The 12,678-nt window shown below is 63.9% G+C and carries 5 protein-coding genes; 4 read left to right on the top strand and 1 reads right to left on the bottom strand.

Annotation, left to right across the window (positions count from 1 at the left end; all coding sequences use genetic code 11):
• Nucleotides 1-1,047 precede the first annotated feature (1,047 nt).
• Complete coding sequence (locus tag CKJ85_RS10735; RefSeq protein ID WP_158221645.1) at nucleotides 1,048-7,971, top strand: carboxypeptidase regulatory-like domain-containing protein; 6,924 nt, start codon at nucleotides 1,048-1,050, stop codon at nucleotides 7,969-7,971.
• Nucleotides 7,972-8,140: 169 nt separating this feature from the next.
• Entirely contained in the window at nucleotides 8,141-10,564 is a 2,424-nt protein-coding gene (locus tag CKJ85_RS10740) for an LPXTG cell wall anchor domain-containing protein (RefSeq protein ID WP_095554312.1), read from the top strand.
• 64 nt (nucleotides 10,565-10,628) lie between these two features.
• On the opposite strand, the gene CKJ85_RS10745 is transcribed toward CKJ85_RS10740, so the two are convergent.
• Nucleotides 10,629-11,675: a prephenate dehydrogenase gene (locus CKJ85_RS10745; protein ID WP_095538035.1), complete on the bottom strand. Its 1,047-nt coding sequence runs from the start codon at nucleotides 11,673-11,675 to the stop codon at nucleotides 10,629-10,631.
• A 42-nt stretch (nucleotides 11,676-11,717) separates the two neighbouring features.
• On the opposite strand from CKJ85_RS10745, the gene CKJ85_RS10750 reads away from it, so the two are divergent.
• Nucleotides 11,718-12,209, top strand: a complete 492-nt coding sequence (locus CKJ85_RS10750; RefSeq protein WP_095275246.1) for a tRNA adenosine deaminase-associated protein — start codon at nucleotides 11,718-11,720, stop codon at nucleotides 12,207-12,209.
• Nucleotides 12,199-12,666 (top strand): nucleoside deaminase, encoded by a 468-nt coding sequence (locus CKJ85_RS10755; protein ID WP_233127049.1) that lies wholly within the window; start codon nucleotides 12,199-12,201, stop codon nucleotides 12,664-12,666. The genes CKJ85_RS10750 and CKJ85_RS10755 overlap by 11 nt, the downstream gene beginning before the upstream one ends.
• Nucleotides 12,667-12,678 lie beyond the last annotated feature (12 nt).

Below are 12,678 nucleotides of genomic sequence, written 5' to 3' on the forward strand. Positions count from 1 at the left end.
ATGGCTGGAGTGGTGGACCTTCATGTTGCAAGCCAGGAATCCCGATTCGACGAGCACTTTCCCGCCGTAGCCGGAGGTAAGACCGGGAATCTATAGCTCAAAAAGCACACATTTTGTCGCTTAACCCGCAGGTCAAGACTCAGTAAATATTGCATGAGTGAATCTTAAGTGTATCCTTAGGCGTAAAAGTTGGCATACGCCTGTCTACGGCATTATTGTCAATAGAGAATAAATGGAGAGTTTTCCCAGCTCTCGTAAAGGCCTCAAGTACTTACTCACGTATTGGAGAGAACTATGCGCGGAAACAACAAGCCTGCACGCGGGCTGTTTTCCGGAATGAAAAGGACCGTCGTTGCCTCGGCGACGGCCCTTTCGCTTGCCGTCGGCGGTATGGCCGTCCCGGCGATCCCGACCCCCGCGGGAGACAGCCTGTTGCCGACGGCTTCGGCGCAGTGGACTGACGCTGACGTGCCCGATCTCGTAGATCCTTTGAAGGAATTGAACAAAACGCAAACTAAAGGGGTCGCGGGAAACACCTCTGCGTCTTTCGAAAATGCGGACCCTCTCACAAATTACGGAGAGAATTGGGCTCAGGCCCCAGAAGTATTGCGTGAGCTTTCTCAAAATGGGCAGACCGGGTATCGAGTTGAGATACTTGGAAGGGACGATAAAGAAATCCGTTTGCACGGCGTTGAGCTTTACGGCCCGTTAGAACTAAAAAAGGACGAATACAAAAGGGATTACTACGGGCCAGAGCAACAGAGTCGCGCCTTTGAGGAGGGGGAATACTACGTCTGGGTTGATGAGGCTCGCGCAGGCGAATACCGCGTCCTGGGCGACGGACAAGATCGCGTGTTCAAGGTTAAGGCGACCGCCACGCAAGACGAGGAATATGGCGCCGAAGGTTACGGCAACGGGTTGCGGCTTGAATTTCCGAGGGAGTTGACGATCCCGAAGAGCGGTGGCGGTTCAAACGTTAGGCTAAACATATTCGGCCCGGGCTTAGGCGGTCCGGAGCTTCAGCGACTGAACAATTATGTTAAGCATGTGACAGAGCCTCAACGAGCTGTGATTAACGGCGTTGTCAAGGGTGTACCTGCCGACGGCGCGCGTGTCCTTGTCAATGACCAGGATATGGGCCCCGTTGCCGACGGGAAGTTCTCGATTGAAGGCCTCGAACCAGGTTCGTACAAGGTACAGATCGGTGCGACCGAAACGACCGAGGAATCTGCGGCCCAGAACATCTCCGTGAGCGCTGGAGAGACCAAGAATCCGACATTCACCGTCAACGCGAAGACCGGCACCGTTTCGGGTTCGGTGATCGCGCCGAAGAGCTTTATCGATACCGCAGAGGTCGAGCTCCTGGACCAGGACCGTAACCCGGTCGGGCAGCCGGAGAAGGGTAGCGGGTCCTTTGCCTACACCTTCAGTGATGTGCCGGTGGGCGAGTACTACGTGAAGGTCTCCACGCTGGTTGACGGGTTTTACGGCGAAACGCTGGGCCCATTCAACCTGGGGCACAACGCGGACGAAACGCGTGACCTGACCATCAAGGCGAATGCCGCCACGATTCGTGGCAAGGTCGTCGATGAAAATGGAAACACTGTTGATAATGCGACAGTGAAGCTTCGTGGTACGAACCACGAAGACACCACTGGCAGCGACGGTCTGTTCACGCTGTCGGGCATCACGGATCTCGACACTGCGAGTGGCGAGTACACGCTTGAGGTCGGTCGAACTGAGAAGACCGAAGCGGCTACGAAGACGGTCACCGTGAACGTCGGTAAGCCGACGAACGCCGGAGATATTCAGGTCGAACTGCGTAAGGGCTCGGTCTTCGGTCGAGTCACCAATGAGGCTGGGGAAGCCGTCAACGGTGCGGAGGTACGCCTTGTCGGTGCTGGTCAGGATGTGAAACCAACGTCCACAGACGCTGATGGTAACTACACCTTCGGCGACGTAACTCCGGGTAAATACGACGTGAGCGTCGAGAAGACGCCGCAGAATGGGGAGGGCGGTGCCAGCGCTGTGGTGAGCCCGAACCAGGATGTCGAAGCAAACGTTGTGGTCTCGCGGAACAAGGGGTCCGTCTCCGGCACTGCAAAGTACGAAGGAACCAACGAAACTGCCTCTGACATCCCAGTTGTGCTGTACCGGGGTGCTGATGTAGTGAAGCGCACCACCACTGGTGCGGACGGTACCTTCAATCTCTCTGGCCTGGACGCGGGAGCTTATGACATTGAGTTCGAAGCAACTGAGTCCACGAAGAGCACGGGTAGGGGAGGCCTGACCGTTCCCGCAGGCTCCGGAACGAACGTCGATGCGACTATTCCGTACAAGCCAGCGAAGATTGGTGGCCAGGTCAACCTGGACGGCCTTCCCCTTAAAGGCGTCACGGTGACGGTCAAGGGTAACGGCGAAACTTTCACGGCGGAGACCGATGCTCAAGGTTTCTACGAGGTGCCGGATCCGAAACTCGGCGACGAGAGGGTTCTGAAACACGGCGACTACACGGCCTCGATCGCGGGGACCGATACCTACGACGGTATTACCGTCCGCCCGGAGTACGCAGGCCCGGGCAAGACTCTTGTTTTGAACCTCGACGCGGTTTCCCTGCCTGGCACCATCACCGGCACGGTTGTTGATGACGCGGGTAAGCCAGTCGAAGGCGCCAAGGTTTCCGCGGGCGGCAAGAAGGCCACGACGGACGCCGACGGCAAGTACACTATCCCCGGCGTCGTCCCTGGCGAGAAGACCGTGACCGTCAAAGACGGCGACAACTTCACTGGTAACTCCACCGACGTCACCGTGAAGCCGAATGAAACCACCCCGGCAAAAGACATCACGGTGACCCGAGCAAACGGCTCTATTGTGGGCAAAATTGTCGACGACGCCGGTAACCCCGTCTCCCCGGATAACGTCACTGTGACGCGACCGGATGGAACGAGAGTCCCCGCATCGGTGGTAAACGGCGAGTTCGAGCTCAAGGATCAGAAGCCGGGTCAGTACGAGATTCAGGTCGGTAAGACGAAACTGACGAAGCCGCACACCGAGAAGGTGAGTGTAGAGCCGAACAAGACGGCTACGCCCACGATCACGGTTGAGCGGTTTAACCCTGGATACACGGTCACCGTGCTCAATGATCTCGGCGAACCCGTGGAAAATGCCGAGGTAATCCTTTCTCGCGACGGCCGGGAGCTCGAGCGCAAGCCGGCAGACGCGAATGGCAATGTTGATTTCCCGAACCAGGCCCCTGGAGCCGGCTACTCTGTCGCCGTTGTTCCAGGCGAGGACTATGTAAACGTCAAGGACAACAAGCTGCCTGACCTGGTGGAGGACGCCAACGTCACCTGGAAGATCAGCGTGGCACCGCAGCCCGGGTCCGTTACCGGCACGATCACCGATGACGCTGGTAACCCGGTCACGGGAGCAACGGTTGTCATCGACGGTGAGCGTCGCGCCAAGGACGCGCCTGACGCCGAATTCAAGACCTCGACCACGACTGGCCAGGACGGTACCTACAAGTTCGCAAGCGTTCCTGCAGGTGAGTTCAGCGTTTCGGTAGAGCCCACCAACGCACGCAGCGGCGAACCCAAGGACGTCACGGTGCGCCCCAACCGTCCGTCGACCGCGGACATTCAGCTCACCCGGGCGCCGGGCAACCTCGAGGGTGTAGTCACCAACGATGCTGGCGAATCTGTCAACGACGCCAAGGTGATCCTCAAGGACGCCGACGGCAACGAGGTGGCCACCGCGCAGACGGACGCCAACGGCAAGTACCAGTTCAACGAGCAGAAGGCTGGCTCGTACACGGTTACCGTCGAGGCGGGCACCGCTCACGAGGAAAACACCGTGGACGCGACCATCACCCCTGCGAATACTGAAGTTGCTGATGTCCAGGTCAAGCGCACCAACGGCTGGGCCGAGGGCACGGTAGTGGACGAAACCGGTGCACCGGTTGAAGGTGCAACCGTCACCATTGACGGCGCTGACACCTACACCACCGATGCAAACGGCAAGTTCACCACGGATAAGTTGAACCCGGGCCCGCACGAGGCGACCGTTGCAAAGACTGACGAGTACGGCGGTTATGTCAGGGGCTTCGACGTGAACCCAGGTGTGAAGGCCGACGTCGCCCTGACGGTGAACCGTGCAACGGACACCGTCAATGGCTTCGTGAAGGACGACAGCGGCAAGCCGATCGCGGATGTGGACGTAGTGATCCAACGCGGCGGGCAGACCGTCGACACCGTCAAGGCCGATAAGGATGGCCTGTTCTCCATGGACTCCGTGACGCCGGGCGACTACACCGCGGTTGTTGCGGGCACCGACGAATACAAGGAAGGCAAGACTGCTTTCACCGTTGTCGCCGGTACCCACACCGACCCGGTTGAGGTCGAGGTGCAGCGTAACCCTGGTTCGGTCGATGGCTCCGTGAAGGACTCCACTGGTCAGCCGCTGGAAAACATCAGCCTGACGCTGACCCGTGGCGATGAAGAGCGCAACGCGGCAACCGCGAAGAACGGCTCCTTCAACTTCGATGGTGTTCCTGCAGGTCAGTGGACGCTCAGTGTCGACGCACCGAAGACTTACAAGAAGGTCTCCAACATCGTGGTGAACGTCCCGGCGAACGGGAAGGTCACTGAGGAGATCACGTTGACGTCGACAATCGGCTCCGTGCAGGGCGTAGTCACGGGCGCGAAGAACGCGCCGATCGAGGGCGCGACCGTTACTATCACGGACGTTGAGAACGGCGCAAGCTACGAATCCACCACCGACAAGGACGGTAAGTACTCGCGTGGCGACCTGTCTGTTGGTCAGTACCGCATCGAGGTCCGCGCGGCGGACTACGAGTCGCCCGAGGCGCAGGTAGTGGACGTCGCGCCGAGCGCGAACGTGCAGAAGGACTTCCAGCTGGAGAAGACGCCGGACACCCCGCAGACGGGTACCGTCAAGGGCTCCGTGCGTGACGCCGACGGCAACGCAATTGACAGCGAGGTCGCTGTCGTGCTGGAGAACGTGGACACCGGCGACGTCATCCCGGCAACGGTTGACGCCAACGGCGACTACACCGCGGCTGACGTGCCGGCCGGTAACTACAGGGCGAAGGCGAGCGCGAACGGGTACCGCCCGACCAGCGCGCCGAGCGTGACCGTCAACGTTGGCAAGACCAGCTCGGTCCAGGCGATCGAGATGGCGAAGGTCGCCGCCCAGGACGCCAAGGTGTCCGGCAAGGTCACCAACACGGCCGGCGACCCGATCGAGGGTGCCGTCGTGGAGATGGTTGATGACAACGACCCGGAGAAGTTCGTGGTGTTTGTCACCAACGAGAAGGGTGAGTTCTCCGGTGAAGCTGCCCTGGGCGCCTACACCGCGACCGTGTCCAAGGATGATGGCAACTACGTGGCCAAGAGCGGCTTGAAGTGGGACGTTACCGACGCCGACGGTCACTCCTTTAACGTCGTGCTCGACTCCAAGCCGAGCGATCACCCGAACAACACGGGTAACTTCGAGGGCGGCGTGCGTGACCAGGAGGGCAAGCCCGTCCCGGGCACCACGGCCACGGTCCGTCACCCGGACGGTTCCACCTCGGAGCTGGAGATTGACCCCACGACCGGTGACTTCACGTCGGACGACCTGGAGCCGGGCGACTACGTTGTGGTTGTGGATCCCGCCGACGGCCACCGCACCCCGCGCTACACCGAGGTGACGGTCAAGGACGGCGAGAAGGTGACGGTGCCGCGCATCATCACCCCGACGACCAAGAAACCGATCAAGGTGGACAAGGGCGAGCCCGGCACCATCAACGGCTGGCTCGTTGATGACCTGAACGAGCAGATCCCGGGTGCCAAGGTCATTGTGAAGGGCAAGGGCACGGATGCCGACGGCAACCCGACCGAGACCTTCCCGGCGGTGACCGTGGACAAGGACGGCCACTTCACCACCGACAAGCTGCCGGCCGGCGACTACGAGGTTGACCTCGAGCTGCCGGAGGGCTGGACCAAGCCGAAGGATTGGCCGAAGACGGTCAAGGTCACCGACGACAAGCCGGCGCACCAGGGCATTGTCAACGTCAAGGCACCGCGCTCTGAGATCAAGGGCCAGGTTGTTGACGGCGACGGCAAGCCGATCGACGGCGTGCTGGTCACAGTCACCGACTCCCACGGCGACACCAAGGAAGTTCCGGTGGACAAGAACGGCAACTACACCATGGATGTGGTGCCGGGCGACGCCATCGTGGAAATCTTCACGCCGGAGGGCGTGCAGAAGGTCGACCCGATGTACATCCCGGTCCGCCCGGGCAAGGATGTCGAGCTGCCGACGGTCAACCTGACCAAGAAGGCACTGAAGCTGGAGAAGCGCGTGCGCGGCTATGACGCCAACACGCCTGACGACGCTCCGGGCCTGCCCAACGACGAGGACCTCATCTACGGCTTCATTGTCACCAACGAGTCCGACGTGACGGTCCACGACATTGAGATCGAGGACCCGTTCGCGCAGGGTGCCATCAAGGCACCGAAGGGCTGGGACGGCACCCTGAAGCCGGGCGAGTACAAGGTGTTCTCCGCGGTCATGGCACCGCCGGTGGACAAGGGCGCGTTTGCCAACATCGCGGTCGCACGCGGTAAGGACGACCACGACAAGATGGTCGCCTCCACGCCGAACGAGGCCTACGTGAAGTTCATGGACATGAACATGCAGAAGAAGGTCAACGCCCGCTTTGCTACCAACGCGGACGACCCGGTCCACATGGCTGCGGACGAAGACCTCTACTTCACCTACGAGGTGGTCAACACCGGTTCCATCCGTATGGAGAACGTGACCCTGAACGACACAATCTACGAAGGTGACGAGGAGAGCTTCGACCCGAAGCACCCGGGCAAGGGCACGCCGATGGAGATCATCCCGCCGAAGGGCTTCAACGGCACCCTGATGCCGGGCGAGCGCGTCGTGTTCAAGGGCGTGCTGCCTCCGCTGGCCAAGGGCAAGCGCCACCACAACGCGGCAGAAGCCGCGGGCCAGGCCCCCGAGCCGCCGAAGCGCGCGAAGCCTGTCGACGGCGAGCCGGACTACGGCGAGGACGTCTCCGGTCTCCTGGTGATCACTCCGAAGGAGAACGTGGAGGGCAACGCCCACATCGTGGTCGAGGAAGGCGCAGCACTGCCGGCCGTGACCAACGTTGATGGCAACATTTGGGTTGACATGAACGAGGATGGCAAGCGCGATGCCAAGGACACCAACTTCGGTGGCATGGACATCACGCTGCACTCCCTCGACGGTCTGCCGGACGTGAAGACCACCAGCGACAGTGACGGCACGTTCAACTTCGCCGCCGCGCCTGCTGGCAAGTACACGCTGCAGATGCGCAACCCGGGCGGCGTCGTGCTCGCCGACCCGCTGGACCCGGACAAGAACGAGAACGGCATCGGTGCCGCGCTGGAGTCGAAGGAGTTCGAGATCACCGGCGACGAGGAGAAGATGGACGTTGACGTCCGACTCCTCGACCGCCCGATCGAGTACACCGAGACGACCACCCCGGCACCGGAGCCGGAGGGCAGCTCGCTGGGCAAGTGCCTGGCGGACACCTCCTCGGTCTCCAACCCGGCCACCTGGCTAATCCCGATCGGCATCTTGATCGCGGCCATGGGCGGTGCGGCGGTCCTGTTCGAGGACGAGTTCAACGCAGCAGTGGCGCAGTTCAACCAGGCCATGCCGAGTCTGAACATCCAGCGCCCGGAGTGGATGAACGAGATCTCCCGCCAGCTGGCGCAGATCGACCCGGCCGTCCCGGCGGGCGTCCTCGCGGCAGGCATCATCGGCCTGGGCGCGCTCGCGCTCGGCCTGACCTACGCCTCCTGCCAGTCCGGCGGAGAGATGGGCAGCAGCACGGGTGACGCGAAGGGCTCCTCCTCCAAGAAGGAAGAGAAGACCCTCACCACGGCCGCTGAGCCGACCAAGGTCAACGCCTAACGCCAGGCACCTCTGAGGCGAAAGCCCGTCGCGGAAACGCGGCGGGCTTTACGCTTATATACAGCTAAGAAACTGAGCGGCGCTGCGTATTGAGAACGCCTGCCAACACGGATACATTAGTAATGGTTTTTGGGCTGAGTGCGCCCGCAATAACGCTGAGAGGTACCACATGAATTTGAAGAAGCACACTGGCAAACTGAGCTGCGTCGCGCTCGCGGCAGCGGTCGCGGGCACGGTTGCCCTCACGCCCGTCGCGAGTGCGCAGGACCCATCGCTCGCTGCGGGTCTGGCAGACCTCGCCTCGAAGGCGAACGAGGCGCTCCCCTCCGTGCAGGAAGCGTCCGCCGGCACCGGCTCCTACCAGGCGCACTTCACCTCCGGCGGCTGGGCCTACACCGCACTCGCACTCAACCCGTTCAATGACCGGGTTTACGCGGTGTCGAAGGCCGAGCGGGGCAAGCCGGCCAACCACCTCCTGCGTATCCACCCTGTCACCGGTGAGGTGCTCGACATGGGGCCTTTGGCGCTTGACGACGCCACGTCGACCCCCACCATCACCTCCGCCGCCTTCACCCGCGCCGGTGACCTCGTGCTCAACACCGGCGACGCCATCCACACCCTGGACCTCTCACAGGATGCGGCAGGCAGCCCCCACGAAGGCGCCCTCACCTTTGACTTCCATGCACTGGAGCAGCGCGGCGAGACCGACGCGAAGGCACCGCACGCGTGGGGCTCCCTCGGGGGCGACGCAGATGCCAACACCCTCTACGCCGTCTCTACCGGCAAGGACCCCAAGACGAAGAAGGACGTCCCCTTCCTGTGGACGCTTGACGTGCGCGAGGCCACCGTCAGCGTCGAGCCGCTCGCCGTGGCGAAGGGCGTCGACGCTGCCAAGGTGGGTGACCTGAACTACGCCTACACCAACCGCGCCGGCAACCTGGTCTTCGCGGACGACAAGGCCTCAACCGTCGAGGTGAGGGACGCGGCCACCAAGCCGCTGCTCATCGCCGCGACCACCGAGGGCACCCGCGTCACCGACAACTACCTCAACCTGGCCAGCCTGCGTGCTGGGGCCTGGTACAAGCCGGTGACGGAGCCGCAGAAGCCGTCCGCAGAGCCGGCGACGCCCCGCGTCGCTACCGCTGTCCCGACGGAGCCGACCGTGAAGGCCGCCGAGCAGGCATCCCCGAGCGCGAAGGAGCCTGCTCCGGCGCCGGCCCCGGCCGTGCCTACGGAGGTGGCAGAAGTGTCGGAGCCGAGCTCGTCGGTAAGCACTGAAGCCCCGGCGCCCACCGCGGCCGAGGCGCGCGACGTGCTGGTGACCGTGATGGACGAGAACGCGCACGCGGTGGATGACTACGAAGTGATTGTGGACGAGGACCCCTCGATCTACGCCAAGACGGACCGCGAGGGTCAGGCGCGCCTGTCGCTGCCCGAGGGCATGGGCGACGTGAAGGTCGCGGCTGGTGACGAGCTGTTCCCTGTCGCTGCGGGCGAGACCTCGCTGCGCGTGCAGTTCAACGCTGGCGAGGCAGATGGGACCGCGACTGGCACCACTTCGGAGACCGCCCCGGTGACCACAACCACGACGACCGGGGCCGACCTCGAGGCGGCGAAGGTGAAGCTCACGCTGCTGGACGAGGACGACAAGCCGGTGAAGCGTGTGCATCTGGAGGACCGCAACGGCGACGATGCAGGGCGTACGAACAAAGACGGCGAGTTCACTGTCACGATTCCCGCCGGTAAGAAGAGCGTCCGCGTTCGGCTGGAAGAAGACGACGTCCCGAAGGGCTACAAGAACTCCTACTTCACCGTCGACCGCGACATGGATGGGGAGGAAATCGTCCTGAAGAAGGACTCCGCCTCTGGTGACGGCAAGTACCCGGAGAAGAACGCGCGCATCACCGTCGTGGACGAGGACGACAACCCGGTAGAGAGCGCCGTCCTGGTGTCGGGCGAGTCGATCCTCGGCGTCACCAACGCCAACGGCGTGGCCGACGTGGTGATCCCGTCCGGCGACGAGCGCTTCGTGCGCATCACCCTGGACGAGGTCCCGGACGGTTACAGCAACAAGGAGCTCGTGTTCAGCCGCGAAAACAACTCCGGCGAGATCGTGCTGAAGAAGAAGGGGAGCACCACCTCCACCAAGTCCAAGCCGAAAGAGATCCTGGAGGTCATGGATGAGGTGAAGCCGCTGCTGGCCGGAATCCTCGGCCCGGTGGGCGCCGCAGCCGGTGCGTTGGGTGGCGGCAAGGCCGGAAGCAAGACGACGGGCACCAAGTCCACCTCCACCTCCACCACCGGTACCTCCACGGAGAGCACCAGCTACTCCCGCGCGAACCTCACCGGCGGCGTGTCCACCGGGCGCACCACCAGCGTGGAGCAGAAGCAGTCCGTGGTGAAGCGCACGGTGAGCAACAAGAAGTCCGGCTCCTCCAAGGACGATTCGGACGAGACCACGAAGTCCTCCAGCCGCGATGGTGATCTGGCGGAGACCGGTACGCCGATGACCACCGTTATCACCCTCGGCCTCCTGCTGCTCCTGGCCGGTGGCGCCTACATGTACATGGGCCGCCGCCGCGAGGGCGAATAGCACCGGACGCAGAGGCGAACCCCCAGACACCGTGTCTGGGGGTTCTTCGTGTCTCAGGGCACTGCTAGAACACCTCGACGCGCCCGCCCAGGGATTCGATCTGCTGGAGCTGGCGCACCCACCCCGGCGCACCCGGGTGCAGGCGCATGACGGGCCGCGAGGAGATCTTCACCGGGGAGACGGACTCGCGGCGGGCGCCGGAGCGGGCGCTCATCCGGGTGTAGGCGCGGTGGCCGGACTCGGCGAGCTGCTTCATCGACGGCGTGGCGCCGGCGAGGTCGGCGCGTGCGGTGTGGAGGACCTCGATGTACTCGTCAAGCACGCGGACCAGGGATTCCGCGTTCGTCTCGCACATGTTGCGCACCAGGACCGGGTCGGTGCCCGCCACGCGCGTGCCGCCCTTGTAGGAGCCGGCGGCCAGCGACTGCGCGAGGGTCCCGCCCTTGTCGCCCACCAGGGCGAGCGCCTCCGCGAGCACGTGCGGCAGGTGGGAGACGCGGGCGACCGCCTCGTCGTGCGGGTTCACCCGCACCGGCACTGCCTCGGCGCCGGCGGCGGCCGCCAGCTTGCACACCTGGGCGAACAGCTGCGACCAGCACTCCGGCACGCGGTCCACTTCCAGGGCGTAGTCGTAGGTGACCACCCAGGCGGCGCGGGAGAACAGGCCCTCCTGGGACGCCACCCAGCCGGAGTGCTCGGTGCCCGCCATCGGGTGCCCGCCCACGTAGCGCTCGCCCATCCCGCGCGCGAGGACGAGGTCGTACACCGGCTTCTTCACCGAGACGACGTCCGTAAAGCCGCAGCTCGGGGCGTACTGGGCGATGGCGTCCAACACGTCGGCTACCGCCTCGAAGGGGACGGCGATGACGATGAGGGCGTCGTCGCGCTGGGCGCGCTGGAGGACGTCGATAAGCGAATTGGTTGCGTCGAACCCGTCGCGCTGCGCGGCGCGGGTGCCATTGCGGGAGTGGGTGTAGCCGTAGGCGGTGTGTCCCTGGGCTACGAGGTCGCGGAGGAGGGAGCCGCCGATGAGCCCGAGGCCGACGATGCAGACGGGCTTGAGGCGGGTGCTGGGGATCCGGGATGCGTCGCTGAGATTCACGCCCCTCATTCTAATGACAACGGCCCGCCGTGCCGACTACTGTGGGCGAACATGAGCGAGGATTACACGGGCGGCTGGGCCGTGACGGTGGCGCAGCACAACGGGGTGTGGAATGTCCGTGGGTACGCGGATGATTTTGGGGACATGGGGGCGTCGATAAGCGCGGTGCGTGCGCTGCGCAACGAGGGGCCGGCGTTTGCGATGCTCAACGTTGAGGACGATTACCTGGTGGTCGTGCGGCCCGGGCCGGTGCGCGCGCGGGTGCTGCTGTCGGACGCGACGATGGCCGTGGATGACGAGTTTGCGGAGTCCGTGCTCGCGGAGGCGGGGATCGACGCGCCCGACATCGACCCCGATGAGCTGGACATGGTCGACGCGTGGGGCGACGGTGACTTTGACATCTTTGCGGACCTCGGGGTTTCCAGCGAGCAGATCAGTGTGCTTATCGACGAAGACGCGGACCCCGAAGACCTCGCCTTCATGCTCGCCGACGAGCTCGGCTTCGGCGACGAGCTCGCGGACGCACTCGGGGATGCGGACTAGCGCACCGCAGCGCCGCGCCGAGGCCCGCATGCGCGAGGCGCTGGACCTGGCGCGCACGACCCCGGCCGGTGACGTCCCCGTCGGCGCGCTCGTCTTTGATGCGTCGGGGCGCGTCGTGGGCAGGGGAGTCAACCGCAGGGAGACGGACGGCGACCCGACCGCGCACGCCGAGGTGGAAGCGATCCGCGCCGCCGCCCGTGAGCTGGGCACGTGGCGCCTGGACGGCTGCGAGCTGGTGGTCACGCTGGAGCCGTGCACGATGTGCGCCGGTGCCATCCTCGGCGCACGCGTCGCCTCCCTGGTCTTCGGTGCGTGGGAACCCAAGACCGGGGCGGTGGGCTCGCTTTTCGACGCCCTCCGCGACCCCCACCACCTGCACACCGTCGAGGTGCGCGCGGGGGTGCTGGCGGAGGAAAACGCGGCGCTGCTGGAGGCGTTCTTCCGGGACCTTCGGTAAGCTGGGCTGCGT

Source organism: Corynebacterium sp. NML 150383 (assembly GCF_002285085.1).
GTDB classification, from domain to species: Bacteria; Actinomycetota; Actinomycetes; order Mycobacteriales; family Mycobacteriaceae; genus Corynebacterium; species Corynebacterium gottingense.

Coding starts and splice junctions, on each gene's coding strand:
- CKJ85_RS10740 (WP_095554312.1), top strand. CDS start 8,141: ATGAATTTGAAGAAGCACACTGGCAAACTGAGCTGCGTCGCGCTCGCG.
- CKJ85_RS10745 (WP_095538035.1), bottom strand. CDS start 11,675: ATGAGGGGCGTGAATCTCAGCGACGCATCCCGGATCCCCAGCACCCGC.
- CKJ85_RS10750 (WP_095275246.1), top strand. CDS start 11,718: ATGAGCGAGGATTACACGGGCGGCTGGGCCGTGACGGTGGCGCAGCAC.
- CKJ85_RS10755 (WP_233127049.1), top strand. CDS start 12,199: ATGCGGACTAGCGCACCGCAGCGCCGCGCCGAGGCCCGCATGCGCGAG.